Raw genomic sequence first — 21270 nt, forward strand, 5'->3', positions numbered from 1 at the left:
TCACCCATCCGTCCGAATGTGACGCCCCTCACCGCTACGGTCGAACGTCATGAACACACAACTGAGCACAGCCTTCCTTGCGCAACCCGCAGGGCAGGAGCAGGTCAACCGGATCGAGGAGGCGGTCAACGGCGTCCTCGATCCGGTGGTGACCGGATTCTCCAACGTCGTCTTCTTCCAGGTGGGCCACTTCCCCATCATCGTCGTCTGGCTGATCGCCGGCGCCCTGATCTTCAGCATCTACTTCGGCTTCATCCAGTTCCGCGGCTTCAAGGTCGCGCTCGAAGTGGTGCGCGGCAAGTACTCGAACCCCCGCGACCCCGGTGAGGTCACACACTTCCAGGCGCTCACCTCGGCCGTCTCGGGCACCGTGGGCATGGGCAACATCGCCGGCGTCGGCGCAGCGCTCGCAATGGGCGGTCCCGGTGCCGCGTTCTGGATGATGGTGGCGGGTCTGCTCGGCATGTGCACCAAGTTCGTCGAGTGCACGCTGGGCGTGAAGTACCGGCAGATCGACGAGGACGGGGTCGTCAACGGCGGGCCCTTCAAGTACCTGCCGATCGCCTTCGCCCGCTTCAGCTCCCCCGTGGCCAAGGCGCTCACCGGATTCTTCGCGATCGCGATCCTGCTCTTCGGAGTGGCCGGCGGCGGCATGTTCCAGGCCAACCAGACGGCCGTGCAGCTGCGTGATGTCACGGGCGGCGACGGCAGCGTCCTCGCCGGCCCGCTGGGCGGTCTCTTCATGGGTCTCGTCATCGCGGCCGTGGTCGGTCTCGTCATCATCGGCGGCATCAAGTCCATCGGACGTGTGACGGACAAGCTCGTTCCCGCCATGGGGATCTTCTATGTCGTCTCCTGCCTCATCGTGATCGGCGGCAACGCCGAGCACATCCTGCCGGCCCTCGGCGAGATCCTCTCCGGGGCGTTCTCGCTCGAGGCCGGTCTGGGCGGCCTCATCGGCACGATGATCGTGGGCTTCCAGCGTGCGGCCTTCTCCAACGAGGCCGGCGTCGGCTCCGCGCCCATCGCGCATTCGGCGGTGAAGACGCGGCGTCCGGTCTCCGAGGGGTTCGTCGCCCTCCTCGAGCCGTTCCTCGACACCGTGGTCATCTGCCTCATGTCCGCTCTCACCGTCGTCATCGCCGGAGGCGTCGCCTACGACGAGGGGCGCGCGTACTTCCAGGAGACGGGGCAGGCGCCGGATGGCATCACGCTCGTCTCCTCGGCGTTCTCGACCATCACGGACTGGTGGCCCATCCTGCTGGCGATCGCCGCCATGCTCTTCGCGATCTCGACGCTCATCACCTGGGCGTACTACGGGGAGAAGGCCTGGCACTATCTGTTCGGCCGCAGGAAGGCGACCGACACGCTGTTCCGCCTCATCCTCATGGCGTTCATCGTGATCGGCTGCATCGCCTCGTTCGGCACCATCGTCGACTTCGCCGATGCCGCGCTGTTCTGCTGCGCCTTCGTCAACATCCTCGGCCTGTACCTCCTCATGCCGGTGGTGAAGAAGGAGATGAAGGAGTACCTCGCGGACAGGAAGTCCGGTCGCCTCCACGAGCTGGGGGCCGGGGACGAGGCGGACCTCGCCCGCATCCGTCAGGAGCAGGGCAACGCCTGAGGCCTCCCTTCTGCGCGGCTCCGAGCGCGCGTCCCGGCGTGTCCGGGGTGCGCGCTCCGCCGTGTGCGGGGGTGCAGTGCCGCAGGGCCTGTCGCCTGCCGGCCGGATGCCGGCCGCCGGAGGTCCGGCCCGCACCCGCTGTGTATTCTTGAGCCGACGATCGGAGACACGTGCAGAAGGGCGAGGCATGGCAGCAGACGTTCCCGAGGAGCTCGCCGCGTTGCGGGCGAGCATCGACAACCTCGACTCCGTCCTCATCCACGTGCTCGCCGAGCGCTTCAAGCTCACGGAGCGGGTGGGGAGGCTCAAGGCGGAGCGCTCGCTGCCCCCCGCCGACCCCTCCCGGGAGGCGCTGCAGGTCGAGCGTCTGCGGGCGCTCGCGGAGGAGTCCCACCTGGACCCGGAGTTCGCGGAGAAGTTCCTCGCGTTCATCGTCGCGGAGGTCATCCGGCACCACGAGCGGATCGCCGGCGAGGCCGAGCGGGGCTGACCCCGGCGCACGGTCCGGAGCGCGGTCGAGGGAGTGTGAGCGAGGACACCGCTCCGCGCGGCCTTTGATCCGCGGGCGTGCGTGCGGTAGAGTAATGCGTCGGTGCCTTCAGGGCATGCGGGCAGATTCCCCCTCGTAATGGGTACTGGCGGGCGCACCGCGACTTTCCCGGTCGCGCGCCCCGAGGAGCCAAGGTGGGAATCGCCCGGTCCGAACATCATCGAAGACGCGCGGCGCAGTGCTGTGCGCAGGAGCAGAAGGGGACGTACATGGTCTATGCCATCGTTCGTGTCGGCGGCCACCAGGAGAAGGTCAGCGTCGGCGACGTCATCACCGTCAACCGCATCAAGGCAGAGGCCGGCGATCCCGTCGAGCTCCCCGCAGTGCTCCACGTGGACGGCGACGCCGTGACCACGGACGCAGATGCGCTTGCGAAGATCTCCGTGTCCGCCGAGGTGCTGAACGAGCGCCGCGGCCCCAAGATCGTGATCCAGAAGTACAAGAACAAGACGGGCTACAAGAAGCGCCAGGGCCACCGCCAGGAGCTCACCCGTCTGAAGATCACCGGAATCGCCTGAGCGACCCAAGTTAAGGAGACAAGCGTATGGCAAGCAAGAAGGGCGTCAGCTCCAGCAAGAACGGCCGCGACTCCAACGCTCAGCGCCTGGGCGTCAAGCGCTTCGGCGGTCAGCTCGTGAATGCCGGTGAGATCCTGGTCCGCCAGCGCGGCACCCGCTTCCACCCCGGCTCGAACGTGGGCCGCGGCGGCGACGACACGCTGTTCGCGCTGTCCGCGGGCACCGTCGAGTTCGGTGCCAAGGGCGGCCGCAAGGTCGTCAACATCGTCGCTGGCTGAGCATCAGCCGCACGCATGCGAGAGCGGGGCGAGTCGGTTTCGACTCGCCCCGCTCGCGTATCCTTCTGTCGTCTGCCCCACCCCTTCTCCCGCCGCACCGGTGGGACCATCCGTCTCAGCCGCGCCCGCGCTGAGAGTCCGCGAGGAGACCATGGCCACTGAGTTCATCGACCGCGTCACTCTGCACGTCGCAGGAGGCGACGGCGGCGACGGCTGTGTGTCCGTCCGGCGTGAGAAGTTCAAGCCGCTCGGCGGGCCGGACGGCGCGAACGGCGGCAACGGCGGCAGCATCGTGCTGGTGGTCGACGAGCAGACGACGACGCTGCTGCCCTACCACCGGAGTCCCCACCGGAGCGCGGACAACGGAGGGATCGGCCGGGGCGACCTGCGCCACGGCGCGGACGGGGAGGACCTCGTGCTGCCCGTGCCGGAGGGCACCGTCGTGAAGTCCACGGACGGCGAGATCCTGGCCGATCTCGTGGGCGCGGGCACGCGCTTCGTGGCGGCGGAGGGCGGCCGCGGCGGCCTCGGCAATGCCGCGCTGGCCTCGACCAAGCGCAAGGCGCCGGGCTTCGCGCTGCTGGGTCTGCCCGGTGAGCGGCGGGACATCGTCCTCGAGGTGAAGACGATGGCGGACATCGCGCTCGTCGGCTTCCCCTCCGCGGGCAAGTCCAGCCTCATCGCGGCGCTCTCCGCGGCGCGTCCCAAGATCGCCGACTACCCCTTCACGACGCTCGTGCCCAATCTGGGCGTCGTCGAGGCGGGAGGGACGCGCTTCACCGTGGCAGACGTGCCGGGTCTCATCCCGGGCGCGGCTCACGGCAAGGGCCTCGGTCTGGAGTTCCTGCGTCACGTGGAGCGGTGCGCCGCACTGGTGCACGTGGTGGACCTCTCGACCTGGGACACCTCCCGTGACCCCGTGGGAGACCTCCGGGCCATCGAGGAGGAGCTCGCGCAGTACGCGGTCGACATCGCCCACGGGGGCGATCTGCTCCCGCTGGACGAGCGTCCCGCGCTCGTGGCGCTCAACAAGGTCGACGACCCCGACGGCCGGGAGCTCGCCGCCCTGGTCCGTCCGGAGCTCGAGGAGGCCGGCTACCGGGTCTTCGAAGTCTCCGCGGTCGCGCGCACCGGCCTCCGCGAGTTGTCCTTCGCGATGGCCGAGCTCGTCGAGGCGGAGCGCACGCGCCGGGAGTCGCAGCCCGAGGTGCGCGAGCGGATCGTCCTGCGCCCGCGCGCCGTCGACGACAGGGGCTTCTCCGTCGTCGCGGAGCACGACGCGGAGGGCCCGGTCTTCCGGGTGCTCGGCGCCAAGCCGGAGCGCTGGGTGCTGCAGACGGACTTCTCCAACGACGAGGCCGTCGGCTACCTGGGCGACCGCCTCGAGCGTCTGGGGGTCGAGCAGGAGCTCTTCCGCGCGGGCGCGGTTCCCGGCGACACCGTGGTGATCGGCCCGGACGACGGCGTCGTCTTCGACTGGGACCCCACCATGGTGGGCGGCGCGGAGCTGCTGGGCTCCCGCGGCACGGATCTGCGCCTGGACGAGTCCGGGCGCGCGACCCGCAAGGAGCGCAAGGCCGCCTTCCACGACCGCATGGACGCCAAGGCAGCGACCCGGGCGGAGTTCGAGGAGGAGCGTCTGGCCGAGAAGCGCGCGCAGCAGGCCGCCGAGGGCGAACGATGAGCGCGGAAGCCGAGGCGCGGGCGCGGGTCCGTGACGCCCGGCGCGTGGTGGTGAAGGTCGGCTCGTCCTCGCTGACGACGGTGGAGGGCGGTCTCGACCACGACCGGGTGCGGCGGATCGCCTCCGCGCTCGGCGCCCATCGTGCGGGCGGGCGCGAGGTCATCCTCGTGTCCTCGGGTGCGATCGCCGCCGGTCTGGAGCCCATGGGCCTCGACCGCCGGCCGCGCGACCTCGCCACGCAGCAGGCGGCCGCGGGGGTGGGACAGAGTCTGCTCATGGCCGCGTACACCTTCGGTCTGCGCGACTACGGCCTCGTCCCGGCGCAGGTTCTGCTCACCGCCGACGATCTCATCCGCCGCACCCACTACCGGAACGCGCAGCGGGCGCTCGATCGGATGATCTCGCTGGGCATGATGCCGGTCGTCAACGAGAACGACGCGGTGGCCACGCATGAGATCCGGTTCGGCGACAACGACCGGCTCGCGGCGCTCGTCGCGCACCTCGCGCACGCCGATGCGCTCATCCTCCTCTCCGACGTGGAAGCGCTGCTGACCGCTCCGCCGGAGCGCGCGGGCAGCCAGCGGGTCTCCTTCGTGAGCGGGCCCGGTGACCTCGAGGCGCTGAGCATCGGCGGGATCGGCGCCGCCGGGATCGGCTCCGGGGGCATGGTGACGAAGGTCCAGGCGGCGACCATGGCAGCGGACTCCGGCATCCCCACGATCCTCACCTCCGCCCCGCACATCGAGGACGCCCTGCGCGGCGGCGAGCGGGGCACGGCCTTCGGCATCACCCATCGCAGGCGCGCCACCCGGCTCCTCTGGCTCGCCCATCTGGCGCGGACGATGGGCACCGTCAGGATCGACGACGGCGCCGTGCGTGCGGTCTCCCGCCGCGGCACCTCGCTGCTGGCCGTGGGGGTGACGGGCGTGAGCGGCGACTTCGAGGCCGGCGATCCCGTCGACGTCCGCGGGACCGACGGCACGCTCGTGGCCCGCGGCATCGTGAACTTCTCCGCCGAGGAGCTCCCGCAGATGTGCGGGATGTCCTCAGAGGAGTTGGGCGACCGGCTCGGTGCCGACTACCGTAGAGAGGTCATCCACCGGAACGACCTGGTCCTCACCGAAGCGGTCTTCGAGAAAGCGGAGATATGACGACTACCGAACCCAGCGTTCGCGCCACACGGGGCGTGACCCGCATCGTCGCAGCCGCGAAGCAGGCCTCGAGCGCACTCGCGCAGGCCTCCTCGCAGCAGAAGGACGCAGCGCTCGAGGCGATCGCCCTCGCGCTCGAATCCAATGTCGATGACATCCTCGCGGCCAATGCCGAGGACATCGAGACGGCGCACAAGAAGGGCACCGAGGCCCCGCTCATCGACCGCCTCACCCTCACGGAGGCACGGGTGCGGGACATCGCCGGCGCGGTGCGCGAGGTGGTGGGCCTGCCGGATCCCGTCGGCACCGTCGTCGCGGGCCGGACGATGCCCAACGCGATGCGCGTGACGCAGGAGCGGGTGCCCATGGGCGTCGTCGGCGCCATCTACGAGGCGCGCCCCAACGTGACGGTCGACATCGCCGCTCTCGCCCTCAAGGCGGGGAATGCCGTGGTTCTGCGCGGCGGGTCCGCCGCCCGGTCGTCCAACACGCTGCTGGTCGATCTGCTGCGCGGCGCGGTGGCCTCCGCGGGCTTCCCGGAGGACGTCGTGGCGAGCATCGACGAGTTCGGCCGCGAAGGGGCGGCGGTCCTCATGCAGGCACGTGACTACGTCGACCTGCTGATCCCCCGCGGGGGAGCGGAGCTCATCTCCACCGTGGTCCACGAGTCCCTCGTCCCGGTGATCGAGACCGGTGTGGGGAACGTGCACATGTTCCTCGACTCCTCGGCGCCGGTGCGGATGTCGACGGACCTGGTGCTCAACTCGAAGACGCACCGGCCCAGCGTCTGCAATGCGCTGGAGAACCTGCTGGTCCATGAGAAGGCCGCGCGCCGGGTCCTGCCCAAGGTCCTCACTGCGCTCAGCGAGGCGGGCGTGACGATCCGTGCGGACCGCGCCGTGGAGGAGTTCGCGCCGGAGGGCGTGAAGATCCGCCGGGTCACCCGGCGGGACTGGGCCAAGGAGTACCTGGGACTCGAGATCGCGGTGAAGCTCGTCGCGAGCATCGATGAGGCGATCGAGCACATCCAGGCGTACTCCTCCGGCCACACCGAGGTGATCGTCACCAACGACCTCGCCAATGCGGAGACGTTCGTCCAGGCCGTGGACGCCGCCGCGGTGGGCGTCAACGTCTCGACCCGCTTCACGGACGGCGGTCAGCTGGGGCTGGGCGCCGAGGTCGGGATCTCCACGCAGAAGCTGCATGCGCGGGGGCCCATGGGCCTCGAGGCGCTCACCACGACCAAGTGGATCATGCGCGGAAGCGGGCAGGTCCGGTCCTGAGAGACCGTGGGGGAGGGCACACGTTCACCCCGCCGTGGGCGTAAGGCCCACAACCGTGAGAGAATAGGCGCGGCCAGAAGCCGCTCCACGCATACAGAAGGATGAACACCATGCAGACCGAGGTCCTCGCCGCTGTCGAAGAGACGGTGCACGTCGTCCACGAACTCCCGATGCCGCCGCTGGCCTTCGGCCTCATCGCCTTCGCCTCGCTCATGACCCTGGGCGTCATCACGCTGTCCTGGAAGGGCATCGCGCACCGTCACTGACGGTTCCCTGCGGCCGGTGGCGCTCAGCTGACCGGCCGCAGACCGCAGGGATCTCGCATCGCAGTGAACGCACAGCAGACAGCCTCCCGCCCGCGCCGCGTGGGCGTCATGGGCGGTACATTCGACCCCATCCACCACGGCCACCTTGTCGCGGCGAGCGAAGCCGCCGCGACGTTCGATCTGGACGAGGTGGTCTTCGTGCCCACCGGGCGACCGTGGCAGAAGTCCGAGTCACGGGTCACGGCGGCGGAGCACCGCTACCTCATGACGGTCATCGCCACCGCCTCCAACCCCCGGTTCACGGTCTCGCGGGTGGACATCGATAGGGGCGGGCAGACGTACACCATCGACACGCTCACGGATCTCCGCGAGGTGTACGGTGAACAGACGGATCTGTACTTCATCACCGGTGCGGACGCGCTGGAGCAGATCCTGTCCTGGAAGGATGCGGACGTGCTGTTCTCGCTCGCGCACTTCGTGGGGGTCTCGCGCCCCGGCCACGATCTGAGCGGGGACGGGTTGCCGGAGGGCGATCTGAGCCTGCTCCAGATCCCCGCGCTGGCGATCTCCTCGACGGACTGCCGACGGCGGGCGCGGGTGGGCCTGCCGGTGTGGTACCTGGTCCCGGACGGGGTCGTGCAATACATCGCGAAGTACAACTTGTACAGGAGTGACATTGGCTGAGAAGTTCATGACGCGACGCGAGCGCCGCGAAGCCGAGCAGCGCGCGAAGCAGGCCGCAGAGGCTGCGGAGGCCCCTGCCGCGCAGTCGGCACCGTCCGTTCCCGCCGCGCCGCCTCAGCCGTCCACACCGCCGCAGCCGGTGGTCGCTCCGCAGCCCAGCGCGGCACCGCAGCAGGAGCCCGTGGCCCCGGCACAGCCGGCCGCGTCCGTGACCCCGGCCCACTCCGAGTCCGCTCCGTCCCCGCGCATCCGTTCGCAGCGGTCCGCTCCTCCGGTGACCGTCTCCGGCGAGGCGGCGCCGGCTGCTCCCCGGACTCCGGCCCCCGCTCCGGCGGGAGCGCCCGCGACGCCTGCGCCCAAGGCCTCCGCGTCCGAGCCGCCTGCGCCTGCCGCACCCGCCCCGTCGCCGGAGGACTTCGAACTGCCCACGTTCGCCACGCGGGGAGAGCGCAAGCGGTTCCTCCGTGAGCACGGTCTTCCGGTGGACATCCCCACCGCCTCGATCCCCGTGGTCCTCGCCGAGCGCGCCGCTCAGCGGACCCAGCCCGTGGAGGAGCCGCAGGACGGAACCTCCGAGGAGGCCGCCGCTCCTGCACCGGCGGCAGATCGCCCCGACGTCTCGGAGTCACAGCCGGAGGCCGTCGAACAGCCCGCGCAGCCGGAGGCCGCCGCCCAGCACGGGTCCGCCGAGCAGCCGGAGCCCGTCGCACAGCCCGAGGCCCCCGCACAGCCGGAGCAGCCGGCGTCCCCGGCACCGGTGAGCTCGCCGCCGGTGAGCCCTGCCCCGTGGGCGGCTGCGGAACCCTCCGTCGAGGAGGCCGCCCCGGAACAGGACGAGGCACCTGCGGAGGACGCGGCGCGTCCGGAGGACACCGGCCCCGGTGAGGCCGCTGTGTCGCCCGCTCCGGAGGGGCCGGCAGACGAGCCGTCCGCCGGCGCTCCTGCCGAGGAGGCCGTGGAGGCTCCGCGGGTGAGCAGGTCGTCCCTGTTCGACGTGCAGAGCGCCTTCGCCCATCACGACAAGCCGCTGGCGGACCTCGCCCAGCGCCGGATCGACTCCTCGCCCTCCGGCCCGGACTTCGCGACGAGTTCCACCGCCGTCATCACGCCGGCGGGGCGCGGCGACCAGAACCCGCCCGCTCGTCGCCGGACCCCGGTGATCCAGCCGCCCACCAGTGGGAACATCCGGGTGGTGACGGGTGCACTGCCCATCACCCCGGATCCGGCCGACGGGCCGGCGGACCCGCCCACCACTCCCATCGATGCCATCGACCTGCCCGCCGAGGAGCAGGCCGTCGGACCCGACGGCGGCGCTCCTGCCGCCGGGGGAGCGAGCGGCGCGGCGAGCACCTCTGCAGGCCAGCGCCGGCTGTCCGCGGGTGCGGAGCAGTGGCGCGGTCTGGGCATCGACGGCCTGCCGGACGAATCGGACGACGTCGAGGGCGCGGAGCTCGCCTCGCCGCCCGTGGGCCCGATGAGCGCGCGCTCCGTCACCCACGAGGACGGGGAGATCCTCGTGGGCGAGCGCGGCTCCATGGTGCCCTACATCGCACTCGGCGCAGCCGGAGTCGTCGCGCTGGCCCTCGTGGTCATCGCACTGTTCCTGCTCCTCTGATCCTCACGGGCGCGGGTGTCCGCGCCCGTCACCGTTCTGCGCGCAGCCGTTGCGCGCAGCGCCCGCCCGACTGGGAAGGACCCCGTGACCGCCACACCCGAATCGATCGCACTCGCTCGCACCGCCGCCTTCGCCGCCGCAGACCGGCTGGGAACCGACATCGTCGCCCTGGACGTGAGTGAGCAGCTCGTGCTCACGGACGCCTTCGTGATCGTCTCCGCACCGTCCGAACGTCAGGTCAGGGCGATCGTCGACCGGGTCGAGGAGGAGCTCCACACCCGTCACGGCATCAAGCGGATCCGGAGGGAGGGACAGGCCAGCGGCAGGTGGGTGCTGCTCGATTTCGCGGATCTCATCGTCCACGTCTTCGCGGAGGAGGACCGGGAGTTCTACGCGCTCGAGCGCCTCTGGAAGGACTGCCCCGTCATCGACGTCAGCGCGGCGGTGGCGGAAGCCGGCGCGCCGGACGCGGAGGCCTGAGCCGTGGTCGCCGCACTGATCCTCCTGCGCCACGGGCGGACGGAGTTCAACGCCGAGGGCCGGTTCCAGGGCCAGATCGACGTGCCCCTCGACTCTCTGGGAACGGCGCAGGTGCGTGCCGTGGGCGCACACCTGGCCGCTGCCCAGCCGATCACGCGCATCGTCTCCTCCGACCTCACCCGTGCCCGGCAGACGGCGGACGCCCTAGGGGCTGCGGCGGGGGTCGAGGTCGAGCTCGACGAGCGCCTGCGGGAGATCACGGTGGGCGAATGGGAGGGGCTCACCCGTGCCGAGGTGAAGGAGACCTGGCCCGCTGAGCTGCAGGACTGGCTCGACGGTGTGGACATGCGTCCGCCGGGAGGGGAGAGCCGCCGGGAATCGGCCGCCCGCGTGCATGCGGCGGTCGAGGACCTCGTCATCCGGACCCCGGATGAGGGGGTGCTGGCGGTCGTCGCCCACGGCGCCGTCATCCGCGGCGCCGCGGAGCTCCTGCTGGGCTTCGAGGACTCCGCGAAGGGGACTCTCGGGGTGCTCACCAACGCCACGTACGCGCTCCTCACACCGGGCCGGCACGGCTGGATCCTGCGGCAGTGGGGCGGAGGCGCCGAGGCCGTGGCCGCCGCACAGGGCTGAGGATCCGCCGCGGCGGGCCGACGGTCCGGGAGGCGAGTGAGGGGGTGGGACGCGGAATGCGTCCCACCCCCTCGGCGCTGCCCCGTCCGCCGCTCGCGCCGGGATCGCAGGCTCCGTCTCAGCATGCGCGTGAACGCTGTGCGTGGACCTCCCGGGCGAGGTCGAGGAGCCGGGCGGCGGAGTCGTCCCAGGAGAAGGCGGCGGCACGTGCGGGGGCGGCCTCCGCGGCGGCGGCCCAGGCCTCGGCGTCCTCGAGTTCGCGGACCCGTGCGGCGAGATCTGCGGGAGCCTGGGGGTCGAAGAAGCGTGCCGCGGGCGCTCCCTGCGTGATCTCACGGAAGATGGGCATGTCCGTGAGGACCACGGGCAGACCGCGGGCCATGGCCTCGACCACCGGCAGACCGAAGCCCTCTGCGCGTGAGGCGCTCACGAGCGCCGTGGCGCCGTCCAGGAGCCGGGCGTACTCCTCGTCGCCGAGGCCTCGGTGGAAGACCACCCGGGCGCAGTCCGGCACCAGGCCGCGCAGCCGCGCCTCGATCTCCGGCGTCGCCCTCGAGACGAGGTGCAGTGTGTACCCGGGCAGATGCGCGAGCGCGCGGATGAGGGTCTCGACGTTCTTGTAGGGCAGGTAGGAGCCCATGTAGACGAGGGCGCGCGCGTCATGACCGCTGGGGCGTGCAGCGGGAGGGGCCAGGGGGTCTGCCGCATTGGGCACGACGGTGACCGGGCGCCGGGTGAGGCGGTGTTCCGCGATGAGCGAGGCCGTGGTCTCCGAGACGGTCGCCACCGCGTCCGCGCGGTCCAGCAGCAGCCGCTGGGGCCAGTAGGCCAGGTGGTAGAGGCGCCACAGACCGCGGACGGGCGCGGGCATGTCCCGTGGCGGAGTGGGGTGGGAGTAGTAGATGAGGTCGTGGAGGGTGAGGATGAGGCCGTAGTCCCGGCCCCAGGTGCCCATCGTCTGCATGGGGGAGAACACCACGTCCGGGCGCAGGGGGTTGATCTGCGCCGCGAGCAGCGGCTCACGCGGGGAGGTGGGTGCGGAGACGCGGTGCCAGTCCACCTCAGGCAGCATGGTGAGCTGCTCCTCGTCGGAGACGAGCGCGCTCACCTGGACCTCCGGATCCTCACGGGTGAGCCGCAGGAGCCCCGCGAGCACTCCGGCCCCGTACCGGGAGATGCCGTCGTGGCGGGGGGTGCGGGTGTAGCGCGCGTCGAAGAGGAGCCTCATGGCGCACCAGCCTAGTGGCGGGCTCCTGTCAGCCCCCTGAGGGCTCTGCGGGGAGCCGGCGGGCGAACGCGGAGATCGCCTCCGCCGTCTCCGCCGCTCGCTCGTAGTGGAGCAGGTGGCCCACGCCGTGCAGCTCCTCCACAGTCACCGTCAGGGAGGCTGCGCGGAGCGAGTCCGCGAAGGCGCGGGTGTCTGCGATCGGGGCGATGAGGTCAGCGTCACCTGCGACGAGCAGGACGGGGCGGGCGGCCTCGGCGAGACCGGGGGCGGCCTCGGCCACGGTGTGCCGGATGGAGATCTCATAGGCCTGTGCGAGCGAGTCCCGGTCCGCGTAGTCGGAGAAGTGCTGCGCGTGCTGGTCGTGGATGTAGGCGCGGAGGCGGCGGTCCCGGGTCGTCGCCATCACCTCGCTCATGGCCCGGACGATGAGTGGGTGGGAGAGCAGGGCCGCTCCCGCGCGCTCGGGCAGGCGGGAGCCGGCGGCGTAGTACAGGCGGGTAAGCCCGGTGAGGAACCGTGCGGAGCCCTCCAGCGCAGGTGTGACGATGGGGCTGAGCAGACCCAGGCCGGGGGAGATCCGCGGGTGTGCGGCGAAGGTGTGGGCGGCGAGGATCGATCCGAAGCTGTGACCCACGAGCAGCGGCGCCTGTCCCGTGTCCTGGGCGAGGGCCTCCGCGAGCGCGGCGATGTGGGCGGTGTAGGCGTCGAGGCTCAGCCCGTCCGGCGGCGGGGGAGTGCGACCGAATCCTGGCAGGTCCGGGACGTAGACGTCGTGCGCACGCAGCTCGTGGGCGATGAGCCCGAGGCCGTGGTGATCGCCGCGGAAGCCGTGGATGAGGAGGACGGGGCGAGTTGCGGAGGTCCCCGCACGTGCACGCGCGGGGTGGAAGTGGACGGCGGGAGCTGGGCCCGGGCCCAGCCAGGGGAAGTCCGTTCCGGCGGTGAGCGGGCGGGACGGGGGGAAGTGCATGCGGTCAGTCTAGTGAGGGTCCGGGCCGGCGGGAGCCCAGGCCGGCGACGGTCCTGCGAGCGCCCGGACCGCGGGCGCCCGGACTGTGAGCGAGGTTACCGTTCCGCGATTTGTCCCGTGCTCTGCGGTTCGCCTATTATGTAACTCGTTGCCGGGGCGACCTGGGAACGAGTACGGGGGTATGGCGCAGTTGGTAGCGCGTCTCCATGGCATGGAGAAGGTCAGGGGTTCGAATCCCCTTACCTCCACGTAAAGTTGAACGTTCGAACCTTGCCCCACATGATCGCGGGGCAAGGTTCTTTCGTTGTGTGGCCTGGGACTGGCGTCGAGGATCGTCTGGATCGCTTCGGTCGGTTGGAGGGTGGCGTCGTCCTCGTCATCGATGGTGATGCGGTCGAACAGTGCCCGATTGAGCATCCGTCGTTCCGCGGGTTCGGCTTTGGCGTAGACGTCGCCGATGTCGGTGAGGAGTTCGAGGATCGCGTCGAGGCCGACCTTGGCCTGGTCGTAGGTCGTGGCCAGGGTGTCGAGCCGGTTTGTGATGGCTTGGAGGCTGGCGCGGATGCGGTCTTGCTCGGTCTTGAGCAGGTCGACGGGGATGGCGTCGGCGTAGTGGGCTTGGAGGAGCTTGACCTGTTCGGCTTCGAGCTTCGCCTTCTGCCCGGCGAGGAGCTTCTTCTCATCGCTGGTGGACTCGGCGAGGGTGTCGAACACCTGCCCGAGCACTGACTCGATCTTCGCTGCTTCCTCCTTGGTGACGGAGACCTGCTTGTACTGGTTCTCGATGGACTGCTCGACGCGGTGGGTGAGGACGGCGGTGCGCTGGCAGGTGTTGCGCTTGAACCGGCGGCCAGTGCAGGTGAAGTAGTCGTAGGCGACGCCCTGGTGGTTGCGGGGCCGCTCGAACATGAGCCGTTTCCCGCAGCCGCAGTAGATCGAGCCTTTGAGGTAGTGGTCGTACTTCTGGGGCTTGTCGCCGACGACGTGATTCTGCCGCAGGATGGTCTGCACCTGCTCGAACGTCTCCGGCGTGACGAGCGGGTCATGGGTGCCGGGGTAGGTGATCTCGCGGAACGTGACGATGCCCTGGTAGTAGGGGTTCGTGAGGACTTTGTGCAGCGCGGTCGAGGTGAGCGGCTTCGCAGGGAACGACGGCGTGGGCCGGGTGGTGAGGCCGCGGGTCTCCAGCTCGCGGGCGAGCTTCGAGAGTGACCAATTGCCGGTGGCGTAGGCGGTGAACGCGAACCGGATCAGCTCGGCCCGGTCGGGGTCGAGTTCCACGTCGCGGACCTCGTGCCCGTTCGCGTCGGTGGTGCGGATGTTGAGGTAGCCGATGGGCGCCTTGTGCGGGGTGCCGCCGATCGTGGCTTTCTGCACGAGCCCCTTGGTGACCTCCTGCGCGAGGTTCAGGCTGTAGAACTCGGCGATCGAGGCCATGATGCCGTGCATCAGCATCCCGGACGGGGTCTCGTCGATGTTCTCCATGACGGACACGAGCGTGACCCCGGCCTGGCGGAGGGTGGCGTGGATGATCGCGTCATCGAGCCGGTTGCGGGCGATGCGGTCGACCTTGTTGATGATGCAGTACCGGACGGGGTGCTCGGCGAGGTAGTCCAGCATCTCCTGGAGCGCTTTGCGACGCGCTGTCTTCCCGGACTCGCCGGGCTCGATGAACTCCGCGACGATGACCGCGTTCAGCTGGTCGGCCTTGCGCTGCGCTGCTTCGCGCTGCGCGGGAATGGACAGGCCTTCTTCGAGACCGTTGCGGGTGGCCTGGTCCTTGGTGGAGACCCGCAGATACGAGATCGCGGGCACCTTCCCATCAGGAAGGGCCGTCTCCTCGTGGGAGGGTTTCGGGCCGATGGCGAGGGTGCGCAGGGCTCCGAGGTCGAGGCCGGCGGGGAGGTCGAGGAGCGTCATGGTCGTGACTGCCTTTCGGGCTCTCACCCAACCCCGAACAGTGGGGGTGGGTGCGGGCGCCGACTGGCGGTCACGACACAGATTGGAGGCCTGCCGAACCGCGTCGGGTTCGGGCGACAGATGGGTAAGCCGGTAGCGCCCTGGGGTGGACGTACAACAGGGATTCTACCGTTCGCTGCCCAGCAGCGCCCGGAGCTGGTCTCCGGCCTGACCGACCGGGCTTCCGGTGCCGGCCTCGCGCAGGGCGACGCGGATGAGGACTTCGGCGACCTTCTCGGTGTCGATCTGCTCCCGCCGGGTGAAGATGACCCGCAGCCGCCGATCCGATGATGGGCGTTGGGTCTTGCGCTGATAGTTCCGCACCATCACCGCTCACCCGCCTTCGGGGTCGGCACCCTCGTCGGGGTCGGCGTCGATGTCGAGGTCGGCGTCGTCGAGGCGGGCGAAGAAGGCGTCTTCGGCGGCTTTGCGGCGGGCGACCTGTTCGATCACGAAGGCCACGAAGTCCTCGCGCCGGTTCGTGATCGGGATGTCTTCGACCGGCGGGGCCGGGGGCTCGCCTGGCCAGGCGGTCTGCCGGTCGGGGCGGTCGCGATCCAGACGGGTGCCGGAGGCGGCGACCCAGTCCCGCAGCCGCTGCCGGGCGGCGGCGAAGTCGCGGTGCCACCCGACCGCGGCCGAGGCGTCCTGTTCCGGGTCGTACGTGGCGAGCCAGTGCAGATGCAACGCGGAAAGCTCCCACTTGAGCGCCGGATGCCGGTGCCACAACGGCGGGATCACCGAGGCGGGCAGCGCGTACTCTCTCCTGACCCACTCGACCCACCGGTTCAGGGCGAGCCATTCCTGCTCCAGATCGTGCGCGAGCAGCAGGTTCCAGTTCACCGGCCGCGGCGGCCCCGGCACATCATCATCGGGGCCGGTCGGACCGAAGTCCTCGTCCTCCCACTCCTCGGGTTCGGGGCGGTCGTGCGGGGTGGTGGTGTCGTTCATCGCGTCCGCGTCCGTTCACATGGCCCGTGCGGGCTGCTCGTGGGCGGGCTGTTCCTGCTCGGGCGGCTCGAACCCGCCCTGCCGCTGCGGCTGCTGCCGGTTCGGGGACTCCATCTGCGACAGCCGGCGCGGCGTGCCGATCTCGATGTTCATCCGGGCGGCGTCGTGGCCGAACCGGTTCGCGATGAACTCCTTGCTCTCGACCCCGGTGTTCGGGTTCGTGCTGGTTTCGAGGCGGCCGTGCGCGAGGAACCAGTCCTGCTTGGACAGCATCTCGCCACCGCTCTTAGCGGCGCCGCGAAACGCGACGACATCGTGGAAGGTGGTCGGTAGCTTGGTGCGCGACCCGTCCGGGCCGTACTCGTAGTGCTCCTGCCCGGCTTTGAAGTATAGGCGCGGCTTGCCGTCGTGCCAGGTCAGCTGCGGTTCGGAGGCGACGAACCCGTAGAAGGCCTGCCCGATCTCCGGGTCTACGTCTGGTTTCTGCTCGCTCATCGTGTGCTCCTGCTCTGCTCATGCCGCCCGCTCGTCGTGGGGGCTGCTCGTGGCAGGCAGGTGCACTCGACCACCCCAGCCGCCGGCGTCGTCTACTCGCGGTGGGCGCCGTGCAGGAGCTGTTCGACCTCGGCTCGATCCGACTGGATCTGTTTGCCGTCGGGTCGGTCGGGCCAGGCCCGCAGGTCGGTGATGATCGGGGGCGCCGAGCGCAGCAGGGTGACGGCGGTGCCGAACGGCAGGCGTCGGATGTGATCGGGCGGGAGGATCGCGACCCGCCGCACCGAGCGTTGGTTGGAGCGGGAGCCGTGGTCGCCGACGGTGGTGGTGTCGGTGAGCTCGTCGCGTTCCCCGATCAGGGTCGAGAGGTCCTGGAGGTCGCGGCTGTTGGAGGCGCCGCCGAGGATGATTTTCACGATGGACGCGTCCCAGATCGCGCCGGCCTGGTGCTCGTTCCACTTGTCCCGCGCCTGCGCGAGGGACTGGAGTACGGCGAGGGTGGTGATGCCGGTGCCGCCGCCTTCGGCCATCAGTGTCGGCAGGCTGGGAAGGGGTGCGAGGTTCCCGATCTCATCCAGGCACAACAGCATCGGCGGGTCGAGTCTCGCGCCGGTGGAGCGGGCGGCCATGCGGCGGGCGGTCTCCACGAGGTCCTCGACCAGCGCGGCGACGAGCGCGGCACTGTTCCCGGCCCCGGCACCGGTGGCGAGGAGGAACAGAGTGCCCCGCTCACGGATGAATGCCTCGGGGTCGAACTCCTCACCCTCGGCGGGTGAGACGGCATCGAGCACCCGCGGGTCCGCCAGCGCCGCCAGGGAGAGGCTGACGCCCTGCCAGATCGAGTCGCGGGTGCGGGGGTCGGCGTCGATCATGGAGGCGAGCGAGTCGGCCCATCCGGTTGCGGCGTCGGGGTGGTTGGTGAGGATCGCGACCGCGTCCGCCGCGCTGGTGGGGTCGAGGGTCCACCGGAACAGCTCAGACGGTGACCGGCGGTCGAGGGCGGCGGCGTGCAGCAGCGCTTGCAGCGCGGCTTTGGTTTTGCCTTCCCAGAAGTCGCCGCCTTCGACCCTGCCCGCGGACAGGCCGGTGGCGGAGGCGAGGCCGGCGGCGCGGATCATCGCGGTCTGCGGGGACTCGCACCCGCGGATCGGTGACCACCGCATTTCCGCAGGCAGGCCCTCGGCGAGATGCTGGGGGTCGAACACCGCGACCGGGCCGATGCGTTTGCGGGCGCGGAGGCACGCAGTGACGTTATCCGGCCGGGTGCTGGTGGTGACGACGGCGCCGGGGGCGTCGAGGATCGCGGGGATGATCAGGTGCAGGCCTTTGCCGGAGCGGGGCGGGCCGATCAGCAGGATCGAGTCCTCCACGCTCGCCCACACCTCCTGCCGGTGCGCGGTGCCGAGCCGATACCCGACATCACCCGGCCGCGGGTTATCCAGGCTGGGGCGCAGGGTGCCGGCCCGCCGCATGAGCGCTTTCGCCGACGCAGCCGTCGCGACCTCGTGCCCGGTGGCGGTGCCCTCCTGCCGGTGCGGATCGCCCGCGGCCTGCCGGGTCAACCGTCGGATCAGGCTCCAGGCCCAGAGCCCTGCCGCGGTCAGGGCGGAGAGCATGAGGGCGGCGGTGATCCAGTAGACGACCGGGTTCAGGCCGTCGGCACCGAGCTGCCCACCCGGGTCCGCCGGGTCGAAGAACACCGCCACCCCACCCGTCGCCCCTGCCGTGGGTTGCGGGGTGCCGGTGAGGAACGCAGCGACGCTGCCCGCGGCACGGAGCACGAACGCGACCCAGAGCAGCCCGCCGATCGCGACGAGCAGGATGTTGGTGAGTTCGTCGCCCAGCGGCTGGCCGGGGCGGCCCTGCGGGCCGGTCACGCCAGGCCCCGTACGGCGATCGTGCCCGAGACCCGCCCGACCAGCACCACCTCGTCCGCCTTCGTCGCGGTGACGACCTGCGGGTCGATGAGTGCGCGGGCTCGGCCGTCGGGCGTCGCGTCGGTGTGGGCGACGATCAGGGCGACGGCGATGTCTTCGCCGGCGATGAACCCGTCACCGCCGTCGACCTCGATGGGGTCGACCCCGCGCCGCCGCTTGCTCGGCCTCTTGGTCCATTCCGGCTCCGGCTGCGAGTTGGTCTCGGGTTTCGGGGTGGGGCGTTTGGCGGCGGGGAGGATGTCAGTGAAGGTGCTGCCGTCCACCTCGTGCACGGTCACGCGCACCGGGATCGCCCGGTCGTGGGTGACGTGATCGATGATCTGCGCGAACATCGCCCGCCGCCACGCCCCCACATCCTCCGGCGCGGCGACCGGGTGGCGGTTGAGGGTCGCGGTGAGGGTGCCGTCCTCGCGCACGTCGAGCACGAGATGCGGCACCACCACCGGCGCGGAACTCGTCGAATCAGCAGGATCAGGGGTAAGTCTCATGCCCGCCAGGTGCACCCCGTCCCCCGGCGGTGGATGCGCATGTTCGCCGGAGACCGTCGAGAATTCCGACCGAAGCTCATCAATGCTGACGAACCGTCAGGAATCGTGAACAACGATCAGGAATCCCGCGAACGTTCACACTTTCGCGGCCGCGCGGGCGCTCGTGTCGAACAGCCGGTTTTCGGCGGGGTGGAGTTGGTGTTGGACGACGTAGGAGGAGCCCTTGATCTTCCACAGCCCCTGCCCGACCCCGAGGGTGGGCAGCAGGGACTGTTCGGTGCCGGTCAGCCCGAGCGCGGCGGAAGTGGGGCCGAGCTGATCGGATTCCTGCCGGTAGATGATCCGCGTCTCCGCGTTCGCCAACAACGAGTTGGCGAGGCCCCGCATCGCGGAGCCTTGGTCGCCGACGTTGTCGAGGTCGCTGACTTTGTGGAAGATCATCGCGTTCGCGATCCCATACGCCCGCGCCAGCCGCCAGTGCGCATCCATCCGCCTGAGCAGCGCGGGCTGGGACATGAGGCGCCAGGCTTCGTCGTAGATGCACCAGCGCTGTCCGCCGGCGGGATCGAGGAGGGCGGCTTCCATCCACGCGCTGGAGCAGGTCATGAGCGCGGAGATGAGGGTGGAGTTCTCGGTGACCTGGGACAGGTCGAGGGAGATCATCGGCAGCGACGGATCGAAGACCTCCGTCGAGGGTCCGTCGAACAGGCCGGCGAGGTCGCCGGCGACCAGGCGGCGCAGGGCGTGGCCGACCATCCGGCCGTCCTCCTTCAGGCGTCCGTCGCCGTCGTGGGCGGGGTTGAGGAGGTGGTCGACGATCATCGGCAGGATCGGCACCGCATTGCCGCGCATGGTGGCGGCCAGGGCGGTGTCGATTGCGGTGTGCTCCAACGGCGACATGGGCCGCGCCAGCACCGTCTCCGTGAGCGCCCCGATCAGGTCGCGACGGCGAGAGACGACGGTGGCGGTCCATTGCTCGTCGCTCATCCCGGCCGGACGGTAGCCCTCGTCGAGGGGGTTCAGGCGTGAGGGCAGGCCGTGGCCGAGCTTGATCGCCCGCCCTCCGACGGCCTCGGCGACGGCGGTGTGCTCGCCTTTCGGGTCGCCGGGGATGTAGACCCGTCTGCCGAACCCGAGCGAGCGCGTGTAGAGGGACTTGGCGAGCGAGGATTTGCCGGAGCCGACGATGCCGGCGACCACGACGTTCGGGGCGGTGATGACCCCGTTCGCATACAGCACCCACGGGTCGTAGACGAAGCTCCCGCCGGAGTAGAGGTCTTGGCCGATGAACACGCCCTGGGAGCCGAGGCCGCCTTCGGCGAGAAACGGATACGCCCCCGACAGCATCGCCGAGGTGTCCTGATGCCTGGGGAGGCGGAACCGGCCCGGCGTGCGCAGCGTCGCGGGGCCGGACTCACCGGCGGCGGGCAGATACCGAGTCGCCCGCCGCTCAGCCTGCTCGGCGGCCTTCCTCTCCCGCGCCTGAGTCCGCTCCTTCTGCCGCTGCTCGGCGACGAGCTCCGCGGCCGCCTGCCGGCGTTGCTTGCGTAGCCGGCGGCGCTCTTTCGCGGGTGCGACGAGGACGGCGGAGTGCAGCTTCTCGCGGTCGCCGCTCACCGGAACAGCCCCCTGTTCTCGGCGACCTCATCGATCACATCCGGCCGAAACCACGACGACGCCCTTGCCTGTCCGCGACGCCGCCCCCGCCGCGGCTCAGGCTTCGACAGGGGCGGTGTTGCGGTGCCGGAGGCGGGAGCGTCCGGGTTGGGGGCGTCGATACGGCGGGAGAGGCCGACGTAGTTCAGATCGGTGCTGTAGGTGAGGGCGTAGTCGCCGGAGGTGACGAGCCGGTCGGCGGCGCTCTGCGGGGCGGTGTCGTAGACGTACCCGTTCTCCATCGCATCACTGACCGTCTCCTCGCCGAAATCCCAGCCGGCGAGGTAGGCGATCGCGGCGTCAGTGCCCTGCCGGTCGATGATCTCCATCACCGGGTCGGCCTCCTCGCCTTGGAGGAACACGATGCTGACCCACCTGTGCTGCGGATCGTCGGGCTTCCACGCGATCTGCCCCGCCTTCCCGGACGCCTGATCGAGAGAAACTTCGGCCTGATCCAGGCGGGCGGACGCGGTGCGCAGCGCGTCGATCGTGTCGCTGATGAGCGTTCTTGTGGCGAGCGGATCACCGTGATCAGTCGTCGCCCGTGCCGCACTGCGGTGATGGTTCTGGGCGAGCTGATCGGTGACCTGAGCCAGATACCGGGTGCTGGCCAGCAGGTTCCCGATGACCTCATACATGGTGCGCGGGTCCTCAATGGCGGCCGTGGCGTGCGCGAGCCTGCGCAAGGCCTCGGCGGTCTCGCGGGCATCGGCGTGGAGGTCGTGGAACGTCGGCATGATGGCCTCTTCTCGCGTCAAGGGTAGGGCAAGGGCAGCGCCCCGACCCCGGAGGTGAAGGGGGTCGGGGCGCTGTGCCTGCC

At 70.5% G+C, this 21270-nt stretch carries 21 protein-coding genes, 1 tRNA gene and 1 pseudogene; 14 read left to right on the forward strand and 9 right to left on the reverse strand.

Annotation, left to right across the window (positions count from 1 at the left end):
- Positions 1-49: 49 nt before the first annotated feature.
- The 12 genes from ABD240_RS02155 to ABD240_RS02210 all read left to right on the forward strand — a co-directional run bounded on the left by ABD240_RS02155 (position 50) and on the right by ABD240_RS02210 (position 10766).
- Entirely contained in the window at positions 50-1624 is a 1575-nt protein-coding gene (locus ABD240_RS02155; protein WP_291794162.1) for an alanine/glycine:cation symporter family protein, read from the forward strand.
- 187 nt (positions 1625-1811) lie between these two features.
- The gene (locus ABD240_RS02160) at positions 1812-2114 is read left to right on the forward strand and encodes a chorismate mutase (RefSeq protein ID WP_291794160.1); all 303 of its coding nucleotides are present in this window, start codon (positions 1812-1814) and stop codon (positions 2112-2114) included.
- Positions 2115-2383: 269 nt separating this feature from the next.
- The gene (gene rplU / locus ABD240_RS02165; RefSeq protein ID WP_291794158.1) at positions 2384-2692 is read left to right on the forward strand and encodes a 50S ribosomal protein L21; all 309 of its coding nucleotides are present in this window, start codon (positions 2384-2386) and stop codon (positions 2690-2692) included.
- A gap of 26 nt (positions 2693-2718) precedes the next feature.
- Complete coding sequence (gene rpmA, locus ABD240_RS02170) at positions 2719-2970, forward strand: 50S ribosomal protein L27 (protein WP_029088797.1); 252 nt, start codon at positions 2719-2721, stop codon at positions 2968-2970.
- Between the two features lie 151 nt (positions 2971-3121).
- Positions 3122-4654, forward strand: coding sequence for a GTPase ObgE (gene obgE / locus ABD240_RS02175; protein ID WP_291794155.1), 1533 nt, complete (start codon positions 3122-3124; stop codon positions 4652-4654).
- Entirely contained in the window at positions 4651-5805 is a 1155-nt protein-coding gene (proB, locus tag ABD240_RS02180) for a glutamate 5-kinase (RefSeq protein WP_344334742.1), read from the forward strand. The genes obgE and proB overlap by 4 nt, the downstream gene beginning before the upstream one ends.
- Positions 5802-7088, forward strand: coding sequence for a glutamate-5-semialdehyde dehydrogenase (locus tag ABD240_RS02185; protein ID WP_291794151.1), 1287 nt, complete (start codon positions 5802-5804; stop codon positions 7086-7088). The genes proB and ABD240_RS02185 overlap by 4 nt, the downstream gene beginning before the upstream one ends.
- A 110-nt stretch (positions 7089-7198) precedes the next feature.
- Positions 7199-7354, forward strand: a complete 156-nt coding sequence (locus tag ABD240_RS02190; RefSeq protein WP_291794149.1) for a hypothetical protein — start codon at positions 7199-7201, stop codon at positions 7352-7354.
- A 63-nt stretch (positions 7355-7417) separates the two neighbouring features.
- Positions 7418-8038, forward strand: a complete 621-nt coding sequence (gene nadD / locus ABD240_RS02195; RefSeq protein WP_291794147.1) for a nicotinate-nucleotide adenylyltransferase — start codon at positions 7418-7420, stop codon at positions 8036-8038.
- Positions 8031-9653, forward strand: coding sequence for a hypothetical protein (locus tag ABD240_RS02200; protein WP_291794145.1), 1623 nt, complete (start codon positions 8031-8033; stop codon positions 9651-9653). Before nadD ends, ABD240_RS02200 begins: the two co-directional genes overlap by 8 nt.
- Before the next feature lie 84 nt (positions 9654-9737).
- Positions 9738-10133 carry a ribosome silencing factor gene (gene rsfS / locus ABD240_RS02205; protein ID WP_291794143.1) on the forward strand — a complete coding sequence of 132 codons (396 nt, stop codon included), beginning with the start codon at positions 9738-9740 and terminating at the stop codon, positions 10131-10133.
- A gap of 3 nt (positions 10134-10136) precedes the next feature.
- Positions 10137-10766, forward strand: coding sequence for a histidine phosphatase family protein (locus ABD240_RS02210; protein WP_344334745.1), 630 nt, complete (start codon positions 10137-10139; stop codon positions 10764-10766).
- A gap of 118 nt (positions 10767-10884) precedes the next feature.
- On the opposite strand, the gene ABD240_RS02215 is transcribed toward ABD240_RS02210, so the two are convergent.
- The gene (locus ABD240_RS02215) at positions 10885-11994 is read right to left on the reverse strand and encodes a glycosyltransferase family 4 protein (RefSeq protein WP_344334747.1); all 1110 of its coding nucleotides are present in this window, start codon (positions 11992-11994) and stop codon (positions 10885-10887) included.
- Positions 11995-12022: 28 nt separating this feature from the next.
- Positions 12023-12964: an alpha/beta fold hydrolase gene (locus ABD240_RS02220; RefSeq protein ID WP_344334749.1), complete on the reverse strand. Its 942-nt coding sequence runs from the start codon at positions 12962-12964 to the stop codon at positions 12023-12025.
- Positions 12965-13139: 175 nt separating this feature from the next.
- Between ABD240_RS02220 and ABD240_RS02225 the strand changes: the two genes are divergently transcribed.
- Positions 13140-13212: transfer RNA gene (locus tag ABD240_RS02225), tRNA-Ala, on the forward strand.
- Between the two features lie 31 nt (positions 13213-13243).
- Positions 13244-13693 carry a hypothetical protein gene (locus ABD240_RS02230; RefSeq protein ID WP_344334751.1) on the forward strand — a complete coding sequence of 150 codons (450 nt, stop codon included), beginning with the start codon at positions 13244-13246 and terminating at the stop codon, positions 13691-13693.
- 318 nt (positions 13694-14011) lie between these two features.
- Here the strand turns inward: ABD240_RS02230 and ABD240_RS17075 are convergent.
- The 7 genes and pseudogenes from ABD240_RS17075 to ABD240_RS02270 all read right to left on the reverse strand — a co-directional run.
- Positions 14012-14884, reverse strand: a pseudogene (locus ABD240_RS17075) (recombinase family protein); the annotation flags it as partial.
- Between the two features lie 372 nt (positions 14885-15256).
- Entirely contained in the window at positions 15257-15874 is a 618-nt protein-coding gene (locus ABD240_RS02245) for a hypothetical protein (protein WP_344334757.1), read from the reverse strand.
- A 15-nt stretch (positions 15875-15889) separates the two neighbouring features.
- Positions 15890-16369 (reverse strand): single-stranded DNA-binding protein, encoded by a 480-nt coding sequence (locus ABD240_RS02250; protein ID WP_344334759.1) that lies wholly within the window; start codon positions 16367-16369, stop codon positions 15890-15892.
- A 92-nt stretch (positions 16370-16461) separates the two neighbouring features.
- Entirely contained in the window at positions 16462-18246 is a 1785-nt protein-coding gene (locus tag ABD240_RS02255) for a type IV secretory system conjugative DNA transfer family protein (protein WP_344334761.1), read from the reverse strand.
- Positions 18243-18794 (reverse strand): hypothetical protein, encoded by a 552-nt coding sequence (locus ABD240_RS02260; RefSeq protein ID WP_344334763.1) that lies wholly within the window; start codon positions 18792-18794, stop codon positions 18243-18245. The genes ABD240_RS02255 and ABD240_RS02260 overlap by 4 nt, the downstream gene beginning before the upstream one ends.
- Before the next feature lie 135 nt (positions 18795-18929).
- Complete coding sequence (locus tag ABD240_RS02265; protein WP_344334765.1) at positions 18930-20411, reverse strand: ATP-binding protein; 1482 nt, start codon at positions 20409-20411, stop codon at positions 18930-18932.
- A complete protein-coding gene (locus ABD240_RS02270) occupies positions 20408-21187 on the reverse strand; it encodes a hypothetical protein (protein WP_344334767.1) in 780 nt (259 codons plus the stop codon). Before ABD240_RS02270 ends, ABD240_RS02265 begins: the two co-directional genes overlap by 4 nt.
- Between the last annotated feature and the right edge of the window lie 83 nt (positions 21188-21270).

This window comes from Brevibacterium salitolerans, from assembly GCF_039531405.1.
GTDB lineage: Bacteria > Actinomycetota > Actinomycetes > Actinomycetales > Brevibacteriaceae > Brevibacterium > Brevibacterium salitolerans.